The sequence below is a fragment of the Phocaeicola sp. genome, from assembly GCF_057861905.1.
In genome coordinates, this window is sequence record NZ_DBMACV010000018.1 from 25,535 (window position 1) to 50,981 (window position 25,447).

21 protein-coding genes and 1 pseudogene are annotated in these 25,447 nt (G+C 46.2%); 8 read left to right on the forward strand and 14 right to left on the reverse strand.

Annotation, left to right across the window (positions count from 1 at the left end; translation table 11 throughout):
* Positions 1-32 precede the first annotated feature (32 nt).
* A complete protein-coding gene (locus ACZM60_RS05460) occupies positions 33-641 on the forward strand; it encodes a porin family protein (RefSeq protein ID WP_489520976.1) in 609 nt (202 codons plus the stop codon).
* 91 nt (positions 642-732) lie between these two features.
* Here the strand turns inward: ACZM60_RS05460 and ACZM60_RS05465 are convergent, their stop codons facing one another.
* Entirely contained in the window at positions 733-1,683 is a 951-nt protein-coding gene (locus ACZM60_RS05465) for a tetratricopeptide repeat protein (RefSeq protein ID WP_489520977.1), read from the reverse strand.
* Positions 1,684-1,809: 126 nt separating this feature from the next.
* On the opposite strand from ACZM60_RS05465, the gene ACZM60_RS05470 reads away from it, so the two are divergent.
* Entirely contained in the window at positions 1,810-2,514 is a 705-nt protein-coding gene (locus tag ACZM60_RS05470) for a TapB family protein (protein ID WP_489520978.1), read from the forward strand.
* A 141-nt stretch (positions 2,515-2,655) separates the two neighbouring features.
* Here ACZM60_RS05470 and ACZM60_RS05475 read toward each other — a convergent pair whose 3' ends face one another.
* Both ACZM60_RS05475 and ACZM60_RS05480 read right to left on the reverse strand, forming a co-directional pair.
* A complete protein-coding gene (locus ACZM60_RS05475; RefSeq protein WP_489520979.1) occupies positions 2,656-4,308 on the reverse strand; it encodes an AMP-binding protein in 1,653 nt (550 codons plus the stop codon).
* Positions 4,309-4,322: 14 nt separating this feature from the next.
* Positions 4,323-4,900, reverse strand: a pseudogene (locus ACZM60_RS05480) (helix-turn-helix domain-containing protein).
* 276 nt (positions 4,901-5,176) lie between these two features.
* Between ACZM60_RS05480 and ACZM60_RS05485 the strand changes: the two are divergent.
* Positions 5,177-5,692 carry a flavodoxin family protein gene (locus ACZM60_RS05485; RefSeq protein WP_021971357.1) on the forward strand — a complete coding sequence of 172 codons (516 nt, stop codon included), beginning with the start codon at positions 5,177-5,179 and terminating at the stop codon, positions 5,690-5,692.
* On the forward strand, positions 5,677-6,279 hold the full coding sequence (locus ACZM60_RS05490) for a hypothetical protein (protein WP_021971358.1): 603 nt from the start codon (positions 5,677-5,679) through the stop codon (positions 6,277-6,279). Before ACZM60_RS05485 ends, ACZM60_RS05490 begins: the two co-directional genes overlap by 16 nt.
* A gap of 148 nt (positions 6,280-6,427) precedes the next feature.
* Here ACZM60_RS05490 and ACZM60_RS05495 read toward each other — a convergent pair whose 3' ends face one another.
* Positions 6,428-6,916, reverse strand: coding sequence for a hypothetical protein (locus ACZM60_RS05495; protein WP_489520980.1), 489 nt, complete (start codon positions 6,914-6,916; stop codon positions 6,428-6,430).
* Between the two features lie 83 nt (positions 6,917-6,999).
* Here ACZM60_RS05495 and ACZM60_RS05500 point away from each other — a divergent pair, with 83 nt between their 5' ends.
* The 3 genes from ACZM60_RS05500 to ACZM60_RS05510 are packed head-to-tail and all read left to right on the forward strand — an operon-like array spanning position 7,000 to position 10,819.
* Positions 7,000-7,887 (forward strand): DMT family transporter, encoded by an 888-nt coding sequence (locus ACZM60_RS05500; RefSeq protein ID WP_489520981.1) that lies wholly within the window; start codon positions 7,000-7,002, stop codon positions 7,885-7,887.
* Positions 7,888-7,890: 3 nt separating this feature from the next.
* Positions 7,891-9,528, forward strand: coding sequence for an AAA family ATPase (locus tag ACZM60_RS05505; RefSeq protein WP_489520982.1), 1,638 nt, complete (start codon positions 7,891-7,893; stop codon positions 9,526-9,528).
* Positions 9,443-10,819, forward strand: a complete 1,377-nt coding sequence (locus tag ACZM60_RS05510; RefSeq protein ID WP_489520983.1) for a VWA domain-containing protein — start codon at positions 9,443-9,445, stop codon at positions 10,817-10,819. Before ACZM60_RS05505 ends, ACZM60_RS05510 begins: the two co-directional genes overlap by 86 nt.
* On the opposite strand, the gene ACZM60_RS05515 is transcribed toward ACZM60_RS05510, so the two are convergent.
* The 5 genes from ACZM60_RS05515 to ACZM60_RS05535 form a co-directional block, all read right to left on the reverse strand.
* Positions 10,782-11,885, reverse strand: a complete 1,104-nt coding sequence (locus ACZM60_RS05515; RefSeq protein ID WP_489520984.1) for a linear amide C-N hydrolase — start codon at positions 11,883-11,885, stop codon at positions 10,782-10,784. The two genes, ACZM60_RS05510 and ACZM60_RS05515, sit on opposite strands and share 38 nt — an antisense overlap.
* Positions 11,886-11,926: 41 nt before the next feature.
* Positions 11,927-13,822, reverse strand: coding sequence for a RecQ family ATP-dependent DNA helicase (locus ACZM60_RS05520; RefSeq protein WP_489520989.1), 1,896 nt, complete (start codon positions 13,820-13,822; stop codon positions 11,927-11,929).
* 97 nt (positions 13,823-13,919) lie between these two features.
* Positions 13,920-15,641 (reverse strand): single-stranded-DNA-specific exonuclease RecJ, encoded by a 1,722-nt coding sequence (recJ, locus tag ACZM60_RS05525; RefSeq protein ID WP_021971364.1) that lies wholly within the window; start codon positions 15,639-15,641, stop codon positions 13,920-13,922.
* Between the two features lie 191 nt (positions 15,642-15,832).
* Entirely contained in the window at positions 15,833-17,026 is a 1,194-nt protein-coding gene (locus tag ACZM60_RS05530) for a C1 family peptidase (protein ID WP_021971365.1), read from the reverse strand.
* A 39-nt stretch (positions 17,027-17,065) separates the two neighbouring features.
* Positions 17,066-18,457 (reverse strand): aminopeptidase P family protein, encoded by a 1,392-nt coding sequence (locus ACZM60_RS05535; RefSeq protein WP_489520985.1) that lies wholly within the window; start codon positions 18,455-18,457, stop codon positions 17,066-17,068.
* A gap of 121 nt (positions 18,458-18,578) precedes the next feature.
* On the opposite strand from ACZM60_RS05535, the gene ACZM60_RS05540 reads away from it, so the two are divergent.
* Positions 18,579-19,424, forward strand: coding sequence for a patatin-like phospholipase family protein (locus ACZM60_RS05540; RefSeq protein ID WP_021971367.1), 846 nt, complete (start codon positions 18,579-18,581; stop codon positions 19,422-19,424).
* A gap of 203 nt (positions 19,425-19,627) precedes the next feature.
* Here ACZM60_RS05540 and rny read toward each other — a convergent pair whose 3' ends face one another.
* The 5 genes from rny to ACZM60_RS05565 form a co-directional block, all read right to left on the reverse strand.
* On the reverse strand, positions 19,628-21,163 hold the full coding sequence (rny, locus tag ACZM60_RS05545; protein WP_021971368.1) for a ribonuclease Y: 1,536 nt from the start codon (positions 21,161-21,163) through the stop codon (positions 19,628-19,630).
* A gap of 111 nt (positions 21,164-21,274) precedes the next feature.
* Entirely contained in the window at positions 21,275-21,574 is a 300-nt protein-coding gene (locus ACZM60_RS05550; RefSeq protein ID WP_021971369.1) for a cell division protein ZapA, read from the reverse strand.
* 19 nt (positions 21,575-21,593) lie between these two features.
* Complete coding sequence (locus tag ACZM60_RS05555; RefSeq protein WP_021971370.1) at positions 21,594-21,887, reverse strand: hypothetical protein; 294 nt, start codon at positions 21,885-21,887, stop codon at positions 21,594-21,596.
* A gap of 313 nt (positions 21,888-22,200) precedes the next feature.
* The gene (locus ACZM60_RS05560) at positions 22,201-24,348 is read right to left on the reverse strand and encodes a M3 family metallopeptidase (protein ID WP_489520986.1); all 2,148 of its coding nucleotides are present in this window, start codon (positions 24,346-24,348) and stop codon (positions 22,201-22,203) included.
* Between the two features lie 201 nt (positions 24,349-24,549).
* On the reverse strand, positions 24,550-25,005 hold the full coding sequence (locus ACZM60_RS05565; protein ID WP_489520987.1) for a GNAT family N-acetyltransferase: 456 nt from the start codon (positions 25,003-25,005) through the stop codon (positions 24,550-24,552).
* Between the last annotated feature and the right edge of the window lie 442 nt (positions 25,006-25,447).

The following is a 25,447-nucleotide window of genomic DNA, read 5'->3' on the forward strand; positions in this document are numbered from 1 at the left end:
GGGGACAAGAACCTTAAAAAACAATAAGCGCTATGAAGAAGTTATTATTAACCGTTGTATTGGGATTATGTACACTGGCAGGCTTTTCTCAGGCAAGATTTGACGTGCATGCCGGTATGTCTATGGCAAACATCACCAATAGTGATGCAGACATGAAGATTGGCTATTCAGTAGGAGTAGGAATGGATTATGCTATTACAGATATGTGGGCTTTCCAGACCGGATTGAATTTTACGAGCAAGGGCTGTAAGGAATCGGAAGACGGAGCTACTGCGAAGTTTAATCCCGTTTATCTGGATATACCTTTGCTTGCAGCTGTGAAACTTCCTATCAGTGAAGGAAATACTTTCGTTATCAATGCCGGTCCGTATGTAGGCTTTGGCTTGGGGGGAAAAATGACGGTTGAACAAGGAGGAGCTGAAGTAGGAACTAAGTTGTTTAAGAAAGTGGATGGAGCCGATGAGGCTGTGATGAACCGTTGTGCAGTAGGCTTGCAGTACGGAGTAGGCTTTGAGTTGGGATATAGATATTTATTGAATCTGACAGGCCAGTATGGATTTACCAATATGATAAAGGAAAGCTGGGCTCATGAAAGCAATAAGAATCTGGCTTTCTTGATTACTGTAGGTTATCGTTTCTGATAAAACCGGATATTGGTCTTACTTAAAATAAAGAATAAAGCCGTTTCAGTCGTATTTATCTTGAAGACTGAAACGGCTTTTTTTATGTAATTTAATATATGCCTGGAGCAGCGTTCTGCTTAAAGTTGTCGTAATTTCCTGTAATCTGCTTTTCGTTTTCAGGATTCAGTTCGATTGCTTTTTTCATATCTTCCACCGAACCGTCCTTATCTCCTTTCAGCAGGCGGATACGTCCTCTTTCCTGATAGAAGACAGCATTCTGAGGCATCAGTTCTGTTGCTTCGGTATACAGTTCGACAGCCTTGTCGAATCCCTTCTGTTCAGCCAGCATTTCTCCTTTCAGCAAGTAAGCCTTTTCATTGAACGGGTTGATTTCCAGTACTTGATCGAAGCATGTATAGGCTTCCTGAGTTTCACCGAGTGCCGCATGTATCTTTCCTTTCAGCAAGAGAGCATCTTCTTCTTCGGGAGCAATGGAAAGAACTTTTTCCAGATCGCCCATGGCATCTTTAGCCTGACGCATGTCCCACAAGACCTCGGCACGGAGGAGATAGGCAGCGGCATATTCTTCGTTCTGGGCAATAGCCTTAGTCAGCATGACGATAGCTTGCAAGTCGTTCTTCATGCCACGTGCAGCCTTGGCTGCCAGGTAGTAGGCAAGGGCATTGGTTTCGTCAAGCTTGATGGCTTTCTGACAAGCGTCGTCCATGCTTTCGTAATCTTCCTGCATGTAGCAGATGCTGGCCAGCGACAGCAGACCTTTTACGTTTTCGGGAGTCTTATCAATCAGGCGGTCGAGAGTGATGCGTGCATCGTCGGTACGTCCCGCTTCCACGTAAGCATTAGCAAGCAGTTGTAATGTTTCCGGCTCATCGTTCAGCTCTATGGCTTGTTCGAAACATTTTATGGCATAAGCCAGTTGATGCATGTTGTGTGCGCGTATGCCGTCGTATTTCAGGATTTCGAAATTTTTCTTTTCCTGTTTAGCTTGTTGGTCTTCGCTCGGTTTGCTTCCTCCGAATAAGGATGATAATAAGCCCATAATTTTATCTTTTTATGTTAATGTGTTGCAAAGATAACGAGAAAATTAACTTAATGAATATGTTTGCTGAAAAGAAATTCGTATGTTTGCACGACAATAAAGCTGTGAATTTAAAAAAGATAAATTATGAAAAAGATGCTGTTGGCCATTGTTGCCTTGCTGGCATGCCATACCATGCAGGCACAATATTTCTGTACAACTAATGGTACAGAATTGCACTACGTAAATTATGATGAGGCAGGACAAAGCCTGTCGAACGAAACGGTTACAGTATATAATGGGGTGAATAACGCTTCAGGAGCAAGTGCGCAGTACTTGGCTAAGATTGTAACCAACAAGACAAAGAACAATACCAGCTATACACTTTATAACTGGAGTTACGATGGTAATGTAACTACCTGTCAGGAAGACTTGATGTACGGCCCTTATATCAAATCGGATTCCGATCCGGCCAAATATGACTCGAAGGCACGTCAGGCTATGGCAGAAGATTTGAAGCTGAAAGGGGATAATTCTTTCACGATCAAAAAGCAGGCCAATGCAGGTGAAGCTATTCCTGACCGCTCTTATTCGCTGATTTCAAACATGTTGAAGAATGAAGTAACTATTTCGGGCGCAGCTTACATGGGAACGGAACAGGTCAGTACAACTGCCGGTAAGTTCGATTGTATCAAGATTTCATACCTGAAACGTACAAAGATTGTGCTGAAATCGGAAACTATCCGTGTGACTGAATGGTATGCCGAAGGTATCGGTCTGGTAAAATCGGAAACTTACAATACCAAAGGCGAGCCGGATGGCAAGACGATTCTGGTGAAAATTGTAAAATAAGCTGATAAACAAACAGGCTGTATGTGCCGGTAACATAAAAATCTCCTACTTTTGTAGGAGATTTTTTATTTCTAAGTTTCAATCTGTATGTAAGATTTTACTTCTGCAATTCTATTTTGAGGCGACCTCTTTTTTATAATCTTAAATCACTTCAATGCCCTGCTGCCGGCAAAGTTCCAGACTTAAATCCTTCAGTTTGAACTTCTGAATCTTTCCACTTCCCGTCATCGGGAATTCCTTTACAAAGAAAATGTATTTCGGAATCTTGTAGCGAGCAATCTTTCCTTCACAGAACTCACGGACATCGTATTCGTTCATCGTACATCCTTCGTGCAGGATGATGAAGGCTCCCACCGCCTCACCGTATTTTTTCGAGGGGACACCTGCCACCTGTACATCCTTTATGCCCGGCATCTGATAGAGAAATTCCTCTATCTCGCGCGGATAGATATTCTCTCCTCCACGGATAATCATATCCTTGATACGTCCCGTGATGCGGTAATTACCGTTCTCGTCTTTTACACCTAGGTCGCCCGAGTGCAGGAAGCCGTTCTTGTCTATTACTTCGGCAGTAGCTTCCGGATTCTTGTAGTACCCTTTCATGGTATTGTATCCACGGTTGCACATTTCGCCCTGTACGCCTTGTGGACATTCCTCACCCGTTTCCGGATCGAGAACCTTTACTTCCGTAAACTCGAAGTCGTGTCCTACCGTAGTGAAGCGTACCTCCTGCGGATCGTCGATGCGGCTGTGCGTCATGCCCGGCGAGGCCTCTGTCAGACCATATACGCTGGTTACCTTCATAAACATTTTTTCTTCCACCTGCTTCATCAGCTCTATCGGACAGAGCGATCCTGCCATGATACCCGTGCGCAGGCAGGACAGGTCGAACAGGTCGAACATCGGATGATTCAGTTCGGCAATGAACATGGTCGGTACCCCATAGAGTGCCGTACAGCGTTCCTTATGGATGGAAGCGAGCACCAGCAGCGGGTCGAACCGTTCTACCATGACTTCTGTACAGCCGTGCGTCAGGCAGTTCATGGTGGCGAGCACCACCCCGAAACAATGGAACAGCGGTACGCAGACACAGAGCTTGTCGTCGGAAGTGAACTTCATGTGCTCTCCTGTCAGGAATCCGTTGTTGGCGATATTATAGTGGGTAAGCATCACTCCCTTGGGGAAGCCCGTCGTACCCGAAGTATATTGCATGTTTACTGTATCGTGGCAGTTGACTTTTTTCTTCGCCTCGTCGAGTACTGTATCGTCGATGTTGTTTCCCAGCAGCAGAATCTCCGCCGTGTTGTACATGCCGCGATACTTTTCCTGACCGATATAGATAACGTTTCGCATGTGCGGGAAACGTTTGCTTTTCATGTGACCACGCTCGAATGTTTTCAGCTCGGGAAGCATGCGGTACGTCATTTCCACAAAGTTACTGTCCTTTTCTCCGTCGACAATACAAAGTGTATGCATGTCCGAGTTCTCGCACAAGTATTCCAGCTCCGACTGCTTGTAGTTGGTATTGACGGTAACGGCTACCGCACCAATCTTGGCACAGGCATAAAGAAACGTCAGCCAGTCGGGGACGTTTCGTGCCCATATTCCTACATGCGTGCCGTGCGTAATGCCGATGGCAAGCAATCCCTTTGCCATATTGTCTACACGGCGGTTGAACTGACTCCACGTAAAACGCAGGTTACGGTCGGAGTATACGATATATTCCTTGTCGGGCGTTTCGGCGGCCCAGTGCTCCAGCCAGTCGCCCAGTGTTCTTTCCGATAATTGTATCATACGCAGTCGGTTTATCAGATGGGAGTATAGATAACGGCCAGGATGCGGGCTTCCTGTCCCTCGAACGCATGAACGTGATGCGGTACGATGAGTCATAGTAAATGGTATCTCCTTCTTCCAGCAGATACGTATACTTGCCATAGTTAATTTCCAGCGTTCCTTTCAGTACCATGATGAACTCTTCTCCTTCGTGCGCCGAGAGATTGAATTCACTGTTCCCGTCTGCATCGATGTCGACAATGAACGGCTCCATGTGTCGGTCGGTCTTGCTGCGCGACAGGGCATGATAATGCAGATGCTGCCGGGCGTCGAGTGCATTGTTCGAAAAGCTGATGGTATCGTCAGCTTCTCCGCGCCGGCATACTACCGGACCGGCTTCGTCGGGCTGGTCGTCGAGGAAGGTTCCCAGACGTACTCCCAAGGCGCGTGCCAGTTTTACCAGTGGAGCAAGCGACGGAATATCAATATTTTCTTCGATGCGGGTTATTTGTTCGATGGCGAGGCCGGTACGGTCTGCCAGTTCATCCAGACTTATTTCTTTGGCCATTCTGAGACCTTTGATCTTTTCTCCGATAACGTTTGTTCTATCCATAGTATAAGCAGTTTTTGTTAATGCGTAAGCCCTTATTGGGCTTTTAATGAATAAGGTCGGTGACAAATATAGTAAAGATTTTATAATACGCACGGTATAGATGTCTAAAAAAGGTTACAGTGCTTTTCCGTTCATATTCAGTTAACTAATATTTTCATAAAAAAACATATACGGCAGGCTGGTTGTGAACTAAAGTGAAAGTACCCTTGTTCTGATTTAGACGGTTTGGCCGTTTAAAAGACATTTGAAGTTCTTTCAAACATAAACAGAAAGAGTATGAAACTGATTATGACCGACCGCCCTGTCGACGTAAGTTTTCTGAAGAACGAGGCGGTGAAATATATCGATTTGTCATCCCTGCGGATAGCCAACTGCATGGGATGCTTTGGATGCTGGACAAAGACGCCGGGCAAATGTGTGATTCGTGACGACGCCACCCGGGTTTATCCGTATATTGCCGCAAGCGATACGGTACTGTATGTCAGTCGGCTGTGTTACGGCGGCTACGACAGCGTGATGAAAACCATGCTGGAGCGTGCCATCCCCGTGCAGCAGGCTTTTATACGCATCCACAAGGGAGAAACGCATCACGTACAGCGTGCCGTGACGATGAAGAAAGCCACGATTCTTGCCTACGGTGACATCTCGCCCGAAGAGCAGGAGATTTTCCGGCAACTGATAGCCCGTAATGCCATCAATATGAGTTTTGAGAGTTATGAAGTGAAGTTTACAACCGAGGCCATGTTGAACGATGTGGTAAAAGAAATTGTAGAAAAATGGGAAACGTGCTGATTCTGAACGGCAGCCCGAGGGCACCGAAGTCTAATTCGCGGCAATATGCCGAAATCTTTTCGGCCAACTGTCAGTTGCCGTCAGACTATTTCAATATATCGAAGAGCAATCATGCCGAACTCTGCCGGAGGATGTCGGAGTATTCCGATGTGTTGCTGGTGTTTCCGCTTTATGCCGATTCGCTTCCGGTAGGTTTCCTGAATTTCCTGAAGCATCTGGAAGCCAATCCTCCGAAGCGGAAACCAATTGTGTCTATCCTGATTAACTGCGGTTTTCTGGAGCATCAGCAAAACGATATTGCTTTGAAGATGCTGCGTTTCTTCTGCCGGAAGAACGGTTATCAGATAGGTTCGGTATTGGCATTGGGAAGTGGAGAAGCGATTCTTGGCACCCCGTTCCGTTATGTAGCGGTCAGAGCGGTCAAGAAGCTGGCGAAATCTGTCGGAAGCGGGAGTTACCGTACGATACGTGCCACCATGCCGCTGAGCAAACGCTTGTTTCTCTGGGCTGCCACGTACTACTGGACTTGGTACGGCAAGCGTTTCGGAACAACCAAGGAGCAGATGCAGACCATGAAGATTGAGTAAGATGAGTCTTGCGTCGGAAGGAAACTTTGGGATAGAACAAAAACATTTCATTTTGACAAAAAGTCAATTCATCTGTCTGAGAATCTTTTTTTTCGGACATTAGATGAGGAAGTGCCGGAAAAACGCAACGGTATGAAGTCGCGGATTTTCAGAATGTCAGAAATATAATCCTAAAGTCGTGCTTTTGTTTCGGATGAACGTGAAACGGGAATATCCGGATGGTATAAAGCGGAAAGAAAAGCAAAATGACGGTTGGCTTTCGACGGCGGAAGAAGAGTATCTGGCGTATTGCTGCTGCTTGTCGGGGATTTTTCACCCTTTTCTGGGCATGTTCATGCAAAATGTCACGAGGTTTTGGGTAAAACGTCCCGACGTTTTGAGAAAATTTGTACAAAAACTTTTGAGTTTGTGTTCTGCTTTTGAGTTTTTCCGCAGGAAAGTCTTTCCATTTTCGCAGGAATGTCCCCCAATTACCGCTGCCAACCTGTAGAAAAGGCCCTTTGGCGGACATGATTTTCGGCAGGAGGCCATTTCCTACACGCAGAAGAAACTTTTTATAGCTGAGGCTTGTTAGCTGTTGGAGAGATATTGCTTTTATTTGTCTGTGTAAATGCTTTTTTTTCTGTCTTTTTGTCAATGACCGTATTCGTCTTTTTGTAGCGTCTGCCTCCTGTGCTACAAAATTGTTTTGTACCTTTGCGCCGACAAAAAATAAGACGAATGAAAGAGGCTTTTATCAAACTTCATCTTTCGGTACTGATAGCCGGAGGTACGGGAGTATTCGGGCGTTTGATTACCCTGAACGAGGGACTGCTGGTGTGGTATCGTATGCTTTTTGCAGGTGTGTTGTTTTATATCGTACTTTTCCTGCTGAAGAAACTGCGCAAACTTCCAGTTCGCGATGCTCTGCGTATTGCCTCGGTAGGATTGTTGCTGGCAGTACACTGGCTGTTTTTCTATGGCAGTATCAAGGCATCGAACGTATCTATCTGGGTGGTTTGCCTGTCGCTGATGAGTTTCTTCACCGCCTTGTTCGATCCGCTTATCAACCGTCACCGCGTATCGGCAAGCGAAATCGTATTCAGTCTGATAGGAGTGGCGGGCATTGTGCTTATCTTTCATTTCGATATCCGTTATCGGACGGGTATTCTCATGGGAGTGGTGTCGTCGGCACTGGCTTCCTTGTTTACCATCTGCAACAAGAAAGTGGCATCGGGTTATCCGTCGGGCATTACCTTGCTCTATGAAATGGGAGGGGGATTTGCGGGCCTGACCTGCATGTTGCCTTTGTATCTGTATTTCTTTCCTGTACCTACCATATTGCCTTCGGCTACTGATTTCGGCTATTTGCTGGTGTTTGCTTCAGTGTGTACCGTTCTGTTGTATATCCTTCAGATACAGGTGCTGAAGAAGATTTCGGCGTTTACGTTCAATCTTACTTACAATCTGGAGCCTATTTACAGCATCATTCTGGCAATGATTATCTTTCGGGAAGCAAAGGACTTGAACTTCAGTTTTTATACCGGACTGGGACTGATATTTCTTTCTGTCGTGATGCAGACGGGAAGGGTGGCTTGGCAGGCGAAGAAAAATCAATTAAAACCCTAAAGCATGGACGATTTGAGATTACGCATACAACAGTTGTTGCAGCAGTTGAACGAACGGGTGTTCGGCAAGGAGCATGTCATCGCGCTGTCGCTGCTTTCTGCCGTGGCAGGCGAGAGCATCTTTCTGCTGGGACCTCCGGGAGTGGCAAAGAGTATGGTGGCACGCCGCCTGAAACTGGCTTTCCGCGGCGGAGAGGCTTTCGAGTATCTGATGTCGCGTTTCAGTACGCCCGATGAGATTTTCGGACCGGTTTCCATTTCGAAACTGAAGGAAGGCGATACGTACGAACGTGTGACCAAAGGGTATCTGCCTTCGGCTACGGTGGTATTTCTTGACGAAATCTGGAAGGCGGGACCGGCTATTCAGAATGTGTTGCTGACGGCTATCAATGAGAAGATTTTCCGGAACGGACGGGTGACGATGCAGCTTCCGCTTAAAGGACTGGTGGCGGCATCGAATGAGTTGCCGGCGGTAGGTCAGGGACTGGAGGCTTTGTGGGACCGTTTTCTGTTGCGTGTCATGGTGACAGGGGTGGAAGATTTGTCCGATTTCGACCGGATGATTGCTTCGGCCGACGAGAGCGAGCCGTGTGTACCGGAGGAACTTGCCATCGGCGACGAGGAGTATAGCGGATGGCAGCGGCAGATAGCAGGCATTACCTTGCATTACTCCATTTTCGAAGTGATTCATCTGCTGAAGGAAAAGATAGAGGAATACAACCGTCGCTTGCAGAATGATGAGTCGGCAGATCTTCCACTGTATGTGTCCGACCGCCGCTGGAAGAAGATGGTCAAGCTGCTGCGTGCATCGGCTTTCCTGAACGGTTCGGAGGTCGTCCGTCTGTCGGACTGTCTGTTGCTGGTACATTGCCTGTGGAGCGACGTGACGCAGAAGAATGTTACGGAGGAAATGCTTTCCGCGGCAATACGTCAGAGTGCCGAAGGGTACCTGCTGAACTTGCAGGGAGTGGACCGTGAGTTGCAGACACTGAAAGAGGAACTGAAGGCAACGGGTACGGTACGCGAGAGTCACGATCCGGGACTGATGCTGGTCGACTCGTATTATTATCAGATAGATCGGGTGCGGCTGGCAGGACGCTTGCTGATGTTTGCTTCCGATTTCCAGTCGCTCGACGATACGGGAAAACTCTTTTATCTGCATAAAGACAAGTACAAGTCGCAATGTTTCATTCTGAAGAAGTACGACCTTTCCATGCGAGGTAAGGTACCTCAGAACAAGATTTATTCCCTGCGCAAGGGAAGACGTTCGGTGTTCATCAACAATTATGAGTATCCTTTGCGCTGCAACGCCGATGCAGAACCGCTTCCGGCTATCGAGGTACGTCCGGAAAGTGACCTGACCAGACGTTTCCGGGAATTGGAGGAACTGCTTTCGCGGGTGGATGCCGGCAGCAGGGAGTTTTTCGAAACAGAGAGGGAATACTGCCGGAACCACCTGTTCCTGAACGAGAAACAACGCCGGACGATGGAAGACATGCTGTGCATGCAGCACGATTCGCTGGAGAAGTATAAAAATGAACTTGATGAGCTAAAACATGCGTACCGAAAAGAGAACGAGGAGTATCCGGATCAAGGATCTGAAAGCGACTTATTTGGAGGAGCTTCGGAGCAGGTGCTTTAAGTGTCTGGGCAAGGCTTTGCAGTACGGGACGGTGCGTCCGGGAGAGCTGGAAGGGGAAATCTGGGAGTATTACCGCAAGACGGCTCCATCTCTGCAGGAGTTTTATTCGCGCTACACACCCGAGTGGGAGGTGTTTTACGAGCACGAACAGTTGCTGCCGTCCGATTTCCTCGATTTTCTTTACCGCATGCAGTCGGCTTTTCGCAAGCGTTATTCGCTTGCCGAGCTCGACGTGCCTTATTACATCGAACGGCTGGAACGGCTGCCTTTGCTGAGTCCCGATCGGAAACGCTTGCAGGAACTTTTTCTGGATAAATGGCATTGCCTCCTTACGAATAAGGAATACGATTATCAGTATCATCACATTGAATCGCTGTGTGAGGGATTTGTTCTGCTCGACAAGCAGAGCGGACTGAAAACAGTGGAGGATGTGACGGGCTCGCGCGTCAGGTGGCTGTTGCTGAATCATCCGGAACTTTACCGTCGTGTCGTGCCCTATGAAAAAGTGATGGAACAGAACCGTCATATCCGTGAACTGGTGCGGGTCTTAGGAAAGCACAGCAAGGGAGAGAAGCGCAGTTTCGATCCGCTGGGAGGCATCCGTGAAGAGCAACTGGTTCGCCATGCCGTGCGCAGCGATATCGAGGGAGTAACATTGGGAAACGATTTGAATCATCTGCTCCCGACGGAGTATTGTTACCTGACGGATGAGGCACTTCGTCCGGTATTTATGCAGAAGTTTGTGGAAAAACGCCTGCAGGTATTCGACAGCCGTTCGGCAGAAGACAGCTCGACACTTCAGAAAGGTAGAAAGCCCGTGAGCGGTCAGGGGCCGTTTGTGGTTTGTCTGGATACTTCCGGCTCCATGCAGGGTAAGCGTGAAATGCTGGCAAAATCGGCTTTGCTGGCGGTAGCGAAGCTGGTAGACAGTACGCATCGCAAGTGTTATATCATCAACTTTGCCGAGGATATTCGTTGTATGCTGATAAAAGATTTGCGTACCGACTTTCCGTTGCTGGCCGATTTTCTGAATTATCGCTTCGATGGCGGAACCAATATGGCTCCGGCGCTGAAGGAAGCCATCCGTATGATACAGACAAACGGGTGGCATCGTTCGGACGTCGTGATGATTTCCGATTTCGAAATGCCACCCGTAGAGGACGAGTTAATGAAACAGATAATTCGTTTGAAGCAGAGAGATACTTCGTTTTATGCATTGGTTTTCGGGACTCGGCCCGAAATGGATTATCTCACTATTTGCGACCGGACTTGGGAGATGGAGATACCTTGATCTGCTGGATGGGTTGCTGAGTAACATTATCCAGCGGGATAGCCTGATATTTCACCTTGGCAAAGTCGATGGTCCGCAGGTCGATGCTGCGTATCGCGCTGTTGTACATCGTGCGGTAATAGATGGTCAGGTTCGCCATGTCGGTAGCCGATGTCCACTGTGTGGCGCTCGGAATGTCGGCCGGTACTTGTCCTAATGGAAATTCGATGCCTACCGGGATATCGAAGTTGTTCAGAATCTGGAATCCCTGAAGTACAGTCTTTTCGGCAGTGTCCTGTTGCGGAGCAGTCGACTGGTAGAAAGCTGCGCGCACGAAACGTGAAGGAGGGGTTACATCGCCCGGTATGCCTAAGAATCCGCTTCCTGCTCCGAACGATTTCAGCGGGGTAGTGCCCAGGTCTTGTGCCGGAGCCGTTCCCGGGAACAGGTTCACGTAATTGTTCAGGTTGGTGAGTTGCCATTCAAAGCCCGGAGAGTTGGTCAGTACACCTAAGTTGTTTTCGAAGAAGTGCGGGGTCTGGCCTGTTATCTCCAGTACAAGCTGTTTGCCAGCCGGATCGGTGAATCGCCAGTGAACGGTAGACGAACGCGGGTCGATGTTGACTACATGCACATTCTTTACCGCCTCTTTTACTTCATCCAGTGTGGCACAGTTACCCAAAATCCACGAAACCAGTTGGAGGTCGGATATGGTATTTTCTTTCTCTGCTGCGTTATAGTTCTCGTATTCTCCGTAGGAAGGGAAGTAGAACAGTCCGGCAGACAGTCCGGCTTCGTTCACGCCTTCCGCGATAAATTCCTTTTGTTCCACCGCCAGACCTACATATCCGTATCGTGCCGTGAACTTCATTCCGTTCACTCCTTCGGGTGTATACGATTGTGCCGTATATCCTCTCGGAACAATGATGTACTGACTTTTCAGGTCGCTTCCTCCCCATTCGATGGTACGTGCTACGATGGTTGTTCCATCTTTACTTTTCAGTGTGATGCCTGTGCAGGCATTTGCGGGCTGCGAGGTGAATAAACCGGCCAGTCCCAGTAATAAAATTGATAACGTTGATTTCATACTCTGTATTTTTTAATATAACAAAGGTTCGGTAAATATGTTCATTTGCAGATAAATAGTTTTCCGTCCTGCTGGCTGATTACTTCTTCTGCAAGCAGGTACGACAGAGTTTTCTTGTTCTTTTCTATGTCGCCGGGCAGGCTTTCCAGTAGTTCGTGTGAGGAACGGGGCGTTTGCAGCATAGACATGATTTCGTTGCGGATATCTTCAAACTCTCCCTGTTTCAGTCCGGAAGCGTGTTTGGCAAGACAGGTATCGCACTGTCCGCAGTTGTGTTCGTTCTTTTCACCGAAATATTGCAGGAGCAGACGGCTTCGGCACTGTTGTTCGGCATCAGCATAGTCGAGCATGGCTTTGATGCGCCGTTCGTAACTTGCCTTCCGGTCTTCATAAACTTCCCGGCTCAGCACGATACGTTCATTTTCCTGACGTTCGCGGGTATAGATGATATAAGGTGTTTTCTTTCCTGGTATGTAGTGCAAGATGTGTTGCCGGGTGAGCGATACCAACGTTTCATACACTTGCTGGCGTGAAAGTCCGCTTCGCAAAGCAAGCGTATCTTCGTTGATGTAAGCATAATCGCTGAACACACCGGTATAGGAGCGCAAGATGATACGAATCAGATTTTCCGTTTCCTGACTACTTTCGTGGATGCGGTACAATTCGTCGCGTCGTAAAGTGAATATCAGTCGGGAGGCGTTGTCCTGCTCGTCGGTGTATTCCAGATAACCGGCACGGGTGAGAATCTTCAATGCACTGTCTACCTGAATGGGAAAATGCTTGAAGTTTCGGCAGAACTCGTCGATGTTGAAGGCATATGTGCAGCCCAGTCCGTCGCCCATTGCCATCTGATAGTAATAATTGATGTGTTCGTATACCTGACGGATATAGTCTTTTTCGGGAAAAGTATCGGTGATACGTTTGTTCAGGATGGTTTTGTCGCTGCGGGCATACAGCAGAACGGCATACGCTTTCTGTCCGTCGCGTCCGGCACGTCCCGCTTCCTGAAAATAGGCTTCGGGGGAATCTGGAAAATCGATGTGCACTACCAGACGGACATCGGGCTTGTCGATACCCATACCGAAGGCATTGGTGGCCACCATTACCCGAAATTCTCCGTTTATCCAGCTTTTCTGTCGCTGGTCTTTGGTATCATTGTTTAGTCCGGCGTGGTAGAATGTGGCGGTAATTCCTTGTGTATTCAAAAATTGTGCAACCTCTTTGGTCTTCTTCCTGTTGCGCGTATAGACGATAGCCGAGCCTTCCACACTGTTCAGAATGTGGAGAAGTTCTTCGGCCTTGTTTTCCGTGCGGCGTACGATGTAGGCAAGGTTTTTGCGTTCGAAGCTCATCCGGAACACGTTTTCTTCCTTGAATGCCAGTCGTTGCTGAATATCTTTTACCACTTCGGGGGTAGCAGTGGCTGTAAGGGCGAGTACGGGTACGCCGGGGAGCAGCTTACGTATGTCTGAAATCTTCAGGTATGCCGGTCGGAAATCGTATCCCCACTGCGAAATACAGTGTGATTCGTCGACGGTAATCATGCTGACTTTCATACTTTTCAGCTTGGTCTGGAAAATCTCCGTGTCCAGTCGTTCGGGAGAGATATAGAGAAACTTGTAATCGCCGAAGATACAGTTTTCCAGTGCCACGAGGATTTCTTCACGCGTCATGCCCGAATAAACGGCAATGGCTTTGATACCGCGGTCGCGCAGGTTGCGTACCTGATCTTTCATCAGGGCAATGAGTGGAGTAACCACCAGGCATAGTCCGGGCTGGGCAAGGGCAGGTACCTGAAAGGTGATGGATTTACCTCCTCCCGTCGGCATCAGTCCGAGAGTATCGCGTCCGCTTCCGATGCTGTTGATGATATCTTCTTGTATGCCACGGAAGTTGTCGTATCCCCAATATTGCTTCAGTATGCTTTTGTAGTCCACGTTGTCGATTGAAAAGTTATGAAAGAAGGTGCTGAAATGAACAATGATGAATGAAGAAATGTCCTGCCGGAAGCAGTTCTTCATTCATCATTGTTGTTTATTGGAAAGAGGGCTTGATGTCCTCTATCTGTAACTGGATTTCTCCACGTTTGTGCGTATTTTCTTCAATCGTGTAACAGATGTTGAACGATTGTTTGGTCTTGATGTAGCGTGCCTGCGAGCTTTGTCCGAACGCGATGCCGTTCATCACGTTGTTCGACTTGTTGTCTACCAGTTCCAGCTTGATGTGTTCCTGGTCGCGTCCTACTACCTTGCTCGTACCGTAGTCATAGACATTCAGGGTGGCGAAGACCGGTTTCGGATTATCCGGCCCGAAGGGGTTGAACTTCTTCAGGTCGAAGAAGAACTTCGGGGTGATGTCGCGGAAATCCAACTGGGCATCAATGTCGATGGTTGCGCTGGTCTGTTCCGGCAGAATATGGTCGGTTACATATTGCTCGAAGCGCCGTGTAAACTCCGGTACGTTTTCAATCTTCATAGAAAGTCCCGCAGCATAGGTATGTCCTCCGAAGTTTTCCAGCAGGTCGCGGCAGTTTTCAATAGCCTTGTACACATCGAATCCCGAAACCGAACGTGCAGAACCGGTTGCCAGGTTGTCGGTACGTGTCAGTACCACGGCAGGACGGTAGTAAATCTCCGTCAGACGGGAAGCGACGATGCCGATCACTCCCTTGTGCCAAGCCTCGTTGTAAATTACGATGGAGCGTCGTTCCGACAGATTCTCCAGATGATCTACAATCTTGTTTGCCTCTTCGGTCATCGTCTTGTCGAGGTCCTTACGGGTTTCATTGAACTGGTTGATTTGGTTACTCTTTTCGAGAGCCGACTGAAAGTCTTTTTCGATAAGCAGGTCGACCGCCTTTTTCCCGTTCTGTATGCGTCCGGAAGCATTGATGCGCGGGCCGATTTTGAACACAATGTCGCTCATCGTAATTTCCCGGTCGGCCAGTCCGCAGACATCGATGATAGCCTTCAGTCCGATGCTCGGGTTCGAGTTAAGCTGACGCAGTCCGTGATAGGCAAGCACCCGGTTTTCGCCCATAATCGGCACGATATCGGAGGCAATGCTCACGGCAACCAAGTCCAGCAGCGGGGTAAGCTGATGAAACTCTATCCCGTTGTTCACGGCAAAAGCCTGCATGAATTTGAATCCCACTCCGCAGCCCGACAAGTGATCGTACGGATAAGTCGAGTCGAACCGTTTAGGGTTCAGGATAGCCACAGCCGGTGGCAGCACGTCATCGGGCACATGATGGTCGCAGATGATGAAGTCGATACCCTTTTCCTTGGCATACGCAATCTCCTCTACAGCCTTGATGCCGCAGTCCAATACAATAATCAGTTTTACGCCCGTTTCGGCGGCGTAGTCCACTCCCTTCTTCGAAACTCCATACCCCTCGTTATAACGGTCGGGAATGTAGTAGTCGATGTTCGAATAGAACTGCTGAAGGAATTTGTATACCAATGCGACGGCCGTTGTTCCGTCCACATCGTAATCTCCGTACACCATAATCCGTTCTTTCCGTCCCATAGCCCTGTTGAGCCGTTCCACAGCAATACTCATGTCTTTCATGAGGAACGGATCGTGCAGTTCGCTCAGTTGCGGTCGGAAAAATCGTTTGGCTTCGGCGGTAGAAGTGATACCGCGCTCCAGTAGCAGACGGCATAATATAGGACTGATGCCTATATCTTTAGCCAGTGCCCTAGCTGCTTCCCGCTGTTCGAGTGTCGGAGGTTGATAGTTCCATTTGTAATTCATTTATATATGTTTTTTCTTTCTTTTCTTTTTTCAGGAACCAGGTCAAGACAGGTATCAAGCCGTTTCTCTTTTTCTTTGCCTGGTTATTCAATCTGTAAAATTAGAAAAAAAGAAAGAAAAAAACGGTTAATCCCGTATTTATTTTCGGGGATTAACCGTTTAATTATTTATAATTGGTCTATATTATCCAATTACAGTCCCAGTTTCTTGGCGATGTCGGCAGGGATGGCATGTTTGTTTACCAGAATATTCATAGTCTTGTAAGCAGCAAATGCTTTTGAAGCATACCATATACCTTTGTATTTACCTTCAGTACCCCATGAGTTCTTGACCATGAAGTATTCTTTTCCGTTCTGGTCTTTAGCGATACCATAGATTACCATTCCGTGGTCATCGGTAGTTTCCCAGTTGTCGAAAGCCTGCTGACGCATTTCCTGAGTAACTGTGATTTCAGGAAGTGGCTTGCTTGTCAGCTCTTTACGCTTGTCGGCCTGGCTCATACCCAACCAGCGTGCCATATCAGAACCTGTCAGTTCGGCACCTTTTTCTGCGTCCGGGCAAACAGCCACACCGTCGCGTGTAAAGCCTTGTTCACTTACATCGGCACCCCATGCGAAAGTATAACCGTTGTTGATGGCATTTTCCATAACAGCCATCAGTTCGTCGATAGGCAGGTTGTAAGAAAGCGCATTACGCCAGTTGTCCTGTACCTCGATGTTGAACTGAGTATAGAACGGGTGATGAGTATAAGAAGTCAGTGAAACATAGTCGTCCATGTTCAGGCCCAGAGCTTCATCGGCAAATGTTCTCGGAGTGTAAGTCTTTCCTTTGTAAGTAAATTCCTTCGGACATGCACCCAGATAAGTATCGTAGATAGACTGAATACCGTTTTTCCATACCGGAGAAAGTTTCTTCAGATTGCCTTTGGCGATAGCGTTCATGTATGCAGAAGCTACAGCATCCAGTTCGTTATGGTTAGGCAGAGAGTCGCCGTACATGATGCCCGGCATAGCTTCCTGCGGTACCATACCATAGTTTTCGTAGCAATATACAATGTCTTCGAAGCTTCCACCCGGAGAGAATGAAGCGTCGCCGTGGTAACGAACGTAGTTTACGGCACGGTCTTCCATGGTCTTGTGTACGACAAACATTTCAGACAAGTCGAAATCACCTTTTCCGGCACGCAGAAGTTCTGCTTCGAGGAATCCCAGTGTTGAGAATGCCCAGCAAGTGCTCGACTGGTTCTGGTCTTTGATAGAGGTGATAGGAACTTCTTTTACTGTTGTAAACACAAAACCTTCTTCCGCTTTGTTCTTCTTCGGACTCTTGGCATATACATTGCTGAAGCATACGCCCAAAGCCAAAATGGCAATTAATTTGTTCATTGTTTTCTGTTAGGTTTTTAATTATTATTTAATTGTTTATTATTCGTTCATAATCTTTTCCACTTCTTCTATTGTGATAGGAATGTGTTTCTCGCCTGTAAAGCGCGAACCTTCTGGAGTAATCAGAATATCGTCTTCAAGACGGATACCGCCGAAATCCTTGAATTTGTCGATGGCGTCGAAGTTCAGGAATTCTGTATTGATGTTCTCGGCTCTCCATTTGTCTATCAGTGCCGGAATAAAGTAGCATCCCGGTTCGTCGGTGATGACGAAACCTTCCTGCAAGCGGCGTCCCATACGCAGCGAAGCCAGTCCGAACTGATCGGACGGACGGGTTTCATCGTCGTAACCTACATAGCATTGTCCCAGATCTTCCATATCGTGTACATCGATACCCATCATGTGTCCCAGTCCGTGAGGCATGAACAGTGCATGTGCTCCGGCAGCTACTGCTTCGTCGACGTTACCTTTCATCAGTCCCAGGTCTTTCAATCCCTGAGCCAGTACCTTACATACGTCCAGATGTACGGACATGTAAGTTACTCCCGGGCGAGTCAGTTCCAGTGCACGGTCGTGGCAAGCCAGCACAATGCTGTATACGTCGCGCTGACGGCTGGTGAACTTTCCGCCTACCGGTATGGTACGTGTGTGGTCGGAGCAATAGTTGGTGACACTTTCTGCGCCCGCATCAGTCAGCATCAGACGTCCTGCTTGAAGAATCTGGCTGTGGTCGTGGTTGTGAAGCGTCTGTCCGTTCTGCGAAAGAATGGTGGCAAACGATACCATGTTGCCGTATGATGCAGCAATGCCGTCGAGGATTCCGGCAATATATTGTTCCGAAACACCCGGTTTGCACAGGCGCATGGCAGCCGTATGCATTTCGTAACCGATGTTGCAGGCCTTGTCTATTTCTTCAATCTCACACGCTTCCTTTACGGCACGCAGACTGATGACAGCTTTGATAAGCTCCAAAGATGCATGCTGCTTGGTCATGGATGCACGGATTCCCGTCAGGTCTTCCAGCAACATCATGTTGTCGTAACGGTAAGGAGGCAGGAAGTGTATTTTGCGTCGCTGTGAAATAGCTTTTCCGACGAAATCTTTCAGTCGTGCAAACGGAAAACTTTTCTCCACACCCACGCGTTCTCCCAGTTCTTTTACGCTGGGCTGTGGGCCCATCCAGATAATATCATCCATCGTCACGTCATCGCCGAAGAAATAATCTTCGTTGGCGTCTACGTCCAGCACGCCGGCAAATCCCGGATGCGAATGGCCGAAGAAATAAAGAAATGAACTGTCTTGACGAAATTTATATGTATTATCGGGATAATTGGCGGGGGCTTCATTGTTTCCCAGTATCAGGATAATACCACTACTAACTTTCTCTCTTAGTGCCTTACGGCGGTTGCGGTATACTGATGAATCAAACATATTGTTATTGTTAAAGTAAATTTATTGTAATAAGTGTTGCAAAAATAGGAAATTAAATTGAATAATGTCCTAAGCATTTTCCTAAAAAATGTATCTTTGTGAAACTAAACTATTGTGCACTATGAAACTAGATTTGAAGAATATGGGCCTGGTGCTCGAAGGAGGAGGCATGCGTGGGGTGTTTACCTGCGGTGTTCTGGATTATTTCATGGATCATCATATCGAGTTTCCATATGGTATCGGGGTCTCCGCCGGTGCGTGTAACGGACTTTCTTATATGTCTCATCAGCGCGGACGTGCCAAATACAGCAATATCGATATGATGAAAAAATATCATTATATAGGTTTGAAGTATTTATGGTATCAGCATAGCATACTCGATCAGAAGCTGTTGTACGAAATCTTTCCCGAAGAACTGCTGCCGTACGATTATGAAGCATACTTTAAGAATCCGGCACGTTTTGAAATGGTTACGACGAATTGTGTGACCGGCCGTGCTTGTTATCTGGAGGAAAAGGAGGATAAGGAGCGTTTGGTAGCCATAGCGAAGGCATCGAGCAGCCTGCCTTATGTATGTCCTATTGCGTATGTCGACGGACGTCCGATGCTGGACGGAGGAATTGTCGATTCCATTCCTGTGCTACGTGCCATCAATCAGGGATATAAGCAGAATGTTGTAGTACTGACCCGCAACAGAGGTTATCGCAAGTCGGAAAAGGATATTCGGATTCCGAGATTCATCTACACCCGTTATCCGCGTCTGCGTGTGGTACTGAGTCACCGTTGTCGGGTTTACAACGAACAGCTTGCGATGGTGGAGCGTATGGAAGATGAGGGAAGTATTATTGTCATTCGTCCCGAGCAGCCTGTTGTCGTGAACCGGATTGAGAAGGATGTGAAAAAACTGAGTGCGCTATACGAAGAAGGATATGCTTGTGCGGAGAAAGTTATGAGTCCGTATATCTGAAAACATAAGAATGTTTCCACAAAGATGCTGGCATTTGGAGGCAAAACTGTATATGTTATTGAAAAACAGAAAAAGAGCCGTATCATATACCTCAATATTTTGGGAGTAATGATACGGCTCTTTTATTTACTTGTAATATGTCTTTTGCAGAGTAAATGCTTTCGCTTTAATCTTTTTCTTTCGAACGATTGCTCGTCTTGGCATTATTTAGCGAAGCTTACCGCACGAGTTTCACGGATAACGGTGATCTTAACCTGTCCCGGATAAGTCATTTCATCCTGAATCTTCTTGGCGATTTCAGTCGACAGACTTTCTGTCTGCTTGTCGTCTATCTTGTCGGCACCTACGATGACGCGCAGCTCTCGGCCTGCCTGAATAGCGTATGTCTTTGTAACACCCGGATAAGACATGGCCAGTTGTTCCAGATCGTTCAGACGCTTGATGTAAGCTTCTACGATTTCGCGGCGTGCACCTGGACGAGCTCCAGAGATAGCATCGCAAACTTGTACGATAGGAGCCAGCAAGCTGGTCATTTCTACTTCATCGTGGTGAGCACCGATCGCGTTGCAGATATCGGGTTTTTCTTTATACTTCTCGGCCAGCTTCATACCCAGCAGTGCATGTGGCAATTCAGGTTCTTCGTCGGGTACCTTACCGATATCGTGCAACAGTCCGGCACGTTTAGCTTTCTTCGGATTAAGTCCCAGTTCGGATGCCATGACGGCGCACAGATTGGCTGTTTCACGGGCGTGCTGTAACAGGTTTTGTCCGTAAGAAGAACGGTATTTCATCTTACCGATGATACGGATCAGTTCAGGATGCAGACCGTGGATACCCAGGTCGATTGTCGTACGCTTACCGGTTTCGATGATTTCATCTTCCACTTGCTTGCGAACCTTGGCAACCACTTCTTCAATACGTGCCGGATGGATACGGCCGTCGGTAACCAGTTGATGCAAGGCAAGGCGGGCAATTTCACGACGGACGGGGTCGAATGCTGACAATACGATAGCTTCGGGAGTATCGTCTACTACGATTTCCACTCCGGTCGCAGCTTCCAGTGCACGGATGTTACGACCTTCACGACCGATGATGCGTCCTTTGATTTCGTCTGATTCGATATGGAATACAGTTACCGAGTTCTCGATAGCTGTTTCTGTAGCAACTCGCTGGATAGACTGGATAACGATGCGTTTGGCTTCACGGTTTGCTGTAAGTTTGGCATCGTCCATGATATCGTTGATATAAGACTGAGCCTGCGTCTTAGCTTCTTCTTTCAGTGATTCTACCAGGCGTTCTTTTGCTTCTTCGGCAGAAAGTCCGGAGAGAGCTTCCAGTTTTTCACGTTCCTGAGCCTGGAGTGTATCCAGTTCTTCTTTTTTCTTGTCGATGATAACCAGCTGGGCATCGAGGTTTTCCTTGATAGCCTCGTTTTCGTTACGCTTACGCTGCAACTCTTCGTTTTTCTGGTTCAGAACCATTTCACGCTGTTTCAGCTTGTTTTCCGCCTGCTGGATTTTCTGGTTACGCAGAGCTACTTCCTTTTCCAGGTCGGCCTTCTTGTTCAAGAACTTCTCCTTTACCTCCAGAAGTTTGTTTTTCTTGATAACCTCGGCCTCTGTTTCCGCTTCTTTTATAATTTTATCATATCGCGCTTTCAAGCCATACTTGAAAAAGCAATACGAAAGTGCCCCTCCAACCAGAAAGGCAATGACCGTCAATATTACTAATGTCAACATTACAAGTTAGTTTAAATATATAAATAAAAAGCGCACAAACTATCAGTCGGGTTATATTCCCGGCATCAAGCTTGTGCGCAAATGTTTTCCTATCTTCTGTACACTAAACGCTTACTCACTTTCTTTTTTGATACATTCGTCTATGTCTTCTTCCAGCTGTTTAAGCTTTTCGAGATAAGGTTGCGTATCATTACGGTCTTTCATAGACATATTTTCAAAAGCCAGTTCCAGAGCTGTCATCACCCAATACTTCTCAGTATTGAAATTTGGGAACTTATTGCGGTATTTGTTTAGTTTATAGTCAATCTGTTTGGCTGCATCCCGATATAAATGTTCCTCTTCACGTTTGATGATCAGGGGATATCGTTCATTGTCAATCAGCAGATGTATTTTCATTTGGTCGTCCGTCATGTTCTTTTCACCGTTTAGATTATTCATTCAGCAAAGCGATACATTTGTCGACTTCACGCACAAGCTTCGCCAATCTCTGTTTCGTATCGCGGAGTTCATTGTCGTTGATACTGATTATGCGAGCTGTTTTTAAATTGGTATACATGGCTTCTAATTCTTTCCGGCTATTTTGAAGTTCGGATATTTCAACTTCTTTTTCGGCAAGAAGTTGTCGGAGAGAGGCGTTTTCTTTCTTTAATTCTTCGTATAAATACATAAAATGCCTCAGCTTTCCTTCGAAAGTGTTCAATAGCTTTTTATCTTCTTCCGTCATTTTGTACCAAAATTGTATACAAATATAGTGGATTGAGGAGAAACACAAAAATTTTTGCTGATATTTTCTTTAAAAAGTGGTGAATTTTAAGTGATATGGGGTAAAATGGCAGATTGAGGCGCGGAATGTTCTATTTGTCCTTTGTGGAAAAAGCCTGTGGATGAATTGGAGTTCGAAGGAGTCGGTCGGACTGTTCTGTTTGTGTCTGCTGTTTGCTGTTTATAACGAGAAATCCCTCCGGATGTCTTGTCGTAAAGGCATCCGGAGGGATTATAAGGTAAGTCTACCGGTCAAGGTTGGCGGTAGAAAGGATTTATCTTTTTTCGATGTCGCCGTTGGTAAGTGTCTGAGGCTCTTCTTTCAGTAATCCACGGTTCTTGAGTAATGCATCAATTTGAGGCTCACGTCCACGGAAGTTCTTGTACATCGTCATTCCGTCGTCTATACCGCCCGGAGTCAGGATATATTTGCGGAATTTTTCAGCCAGGTCCTGATTGAAAATGTCACCTGTTTCCTTGAAGGCTTGGAAAGCATCACAGTCGAGCACTTCTGCCCACATGTAGCTATAATATCCAGCTGTGTATCCGCCTCCCATGGTATGACTGAAATTTGTAACGCGGTAACGTGGAAGGATCTGTGACGGAATGCCACGTTCTTTCAGTTTCTGAGTTTCGAAATCCATCACGTTCAGGTCGGCAGGAACTTCCTTCAAGGTGTGCAGATCTATATCTGTAAGTGAGGCTGCTAAGTATTCTACGGTTGCAAATCCCTGACCGTACTTGGCACTTTCTTCTATTTTCTGTACCAGCTCCATCGGGATGACTTCTCCTGTCTGGTAATGTTTGGCATAGATATTCAGCACTTCGGGTTCGAAAGCCCAGTGTTCGTTGATTTGTGAAGGAAGTTCTACGAAATCGCGTTCTACATCCGATACTCCATTATAATGGACGTCGTGCATAAAGGCATGCAGTGCGTGTCCGAACTCGTGGAACATGGTTGTTACGTTGTCAATGCTTTGCAGCGCTGGTTTGTCGCCACTGGCTGTTGTCATGTTGCAGACGTTCACTACTATAGGCAGTACACGTTCTTTTCCATTGTATGACTGATCTCTGAAGCCGGTACACCATGCTCCCGCACCTTTTCCGTCGCGTGGATAGTAGTCGCTGTAGAAAATAGCCAGTACCTTTCCGTCTTTATCGATAACTTCCCACGACTGTGCAGTTTTTTCGTATACGGGGAATTTATCAGTACATTCCTTGAATGTCAGTCCATACAGCTTGTTGGCTACATAGAAGATACCTTTCATTACATTATTTATTTCCAGGTATTCTGACACTTTATCCTCGTCGATGGCATATTTAGCCTGTTTGGCCTTGTTGAGATAGTACATATAATCCCATCCCTCCGGCTCGAAGTCGTATCCTTCTTTCTTGATTTCGGCACGGATGTCGTTCAACTCTTCTTTTGCTTTTTCTACGGCAGGTGTCCATACCTGATTGAGCAGACGATAAACATTCTGTTCATTTTTTGCCATACGGTTGTCGAGAGCAAGCGAAGCATAGTCTTTGTAGCCCATTAACTTAGCTTTTTGCAGACGTAAGGTAACCAGCTTGCGGGAAATTTCCTTATTGTCGTATTCGTTATTCTGGTTTCCTCTGTTGTAATAAGCATCGTATATACGATGGCGCAGGTCACGGTTCTTGCAATATTGCAGCACCGGATTACAGCTGGGACGTTGCATGTTGAACATCCACTTGCCTTTCTGTCCGTTTTCTTCCGCCATTTTAGTCGCAGCTTCAATGTTTGCTTCAGGAAGGCCTTCCATATCTTCCAGCTTGTCGACAGTGACAAATGTATTGTTGGTTTCGTGCATCAAGTTCTGGCTGAAAGTAAGTTCCAGTAACGAGATTTCACTGTTCAGCTTGCGTAGTTCTGCTTTCTGTTCGTCGTTTAGGCCTGCACCACCACGAACGAAGCGTTTATATACGTTTTCCAGTAATTTTGTTTGTTCTTTATCCAGTCCGAATTTTTTCTGATTATCGTAAACTTCCTTCACCTTAGCAAAAAGCTGAGGATTCAGATAAATGTCGTCGTAATGAGCAGAGAACAGAGGAGAAAGCTCTTTTTCCAGTGCGCGGGTTTCTTCGGTGGAATTGCTGCTTGCAATGGCTCCGAATACATATTCAACTTTTGTTAGCAGTTCTCCGCTGCGGTCGAGAGCTACGATTGTGTTTTCGAAATCAGGTACTGCACGATTTCGGATGATGGCATTGATTTCCTGTTTCTGTTGTTCCATTCCTTTCAGAAAAGCTTCTCGATAGTTGTCGGTCGTGATTTTTTCGAAAGGAGCGATTTCATACGGAGTACCATACGATTCTGATAGAAATGGGTTGGTACTTTGTGCCATGCTGGCTCCTCCCAGTGTCAGGGCTAAAGCAGCGGTTAATAAACATTTCTTCATTTTGATAATAGGTATGTCTGGTTAATTGTTATTATATTGGGCGCAAATATAGCGAAATGTCAGGAGTTTAGCAAGTGGGGTAGACTGTCTGTTTTTATATTTGATGTTTTTTCGTTTTTAGGTAAGTGTGTAATTCTTTCTGTATAGTTAGAGAAACTCTCTATTTTAGTCGACGAATCTTTTTGATTTTTGTGTTGCTCCTTATTTACTTATCTTAATTTTAAGGTAAATCATATCTTTCAATTGTTTACCTGCTTCAAAAATCGGATGCTCATAATTGTTGGTGAAAAAGTTGGGTATCCGATGTGAATATACAAATCCGTAATTCTTGTAGAAGGCTATAGTTATAGGAGAGTCTCCGGTTCCGACAAGCATTGTATGGCATCGATCTTTATAATGTTCCAGAAGAAAGAATATCAACTTTTTTCCATATCCCTGACGCTGGAACTGTGGATAGACAGCAATGTTTTTGATTTCGTAGATACCTTTACCTTCTTCAGTTATAACGCATGAAGCTTTAACCTCATTGTTTTCAGTTAGAACGAACATGTCTCCACGTTTTAAATAGCGATCGATCATGGATTCTTGCTCATCGGCAAGGAGCAGTAAATCGAGATATTGCTTTTTGTTGTAGGAGATAGGATATATATTTATCATATTCAGTTTTTATGTAAATGGTTTGATGTGCTATAAAATACTTTTTTTATTGAAGTTATAAAATTAGATGGCTGTAACGTGTTCAACAAATATAAACTGAATTTTATAGTTCTGTATTGTTAGTGGAACCATTTTATGTATATAGACTCGTACGACACTTCAGTTGTTGGATGCTCCAATAAAACAGATAGAGGTTCTAATTCGGAATATAAAAAAAGAAGTGTAAACCTCGCAAATGCTTGATTTACACTTCTTATTGGCGGAGAGAGAGCTCTCGAACTTATACTTTCACAGAATATCATAAAACCGCAAATAACTGATAATCAAGTACAAATTACAATATAGAGTAAAACTAAATGTTTCTAAATGTCTTTTGCTATCTCAATAATTGGGTGTATATTTGGGTGTAGAATTTCAAACGCACCCAATTATGAATATCAAG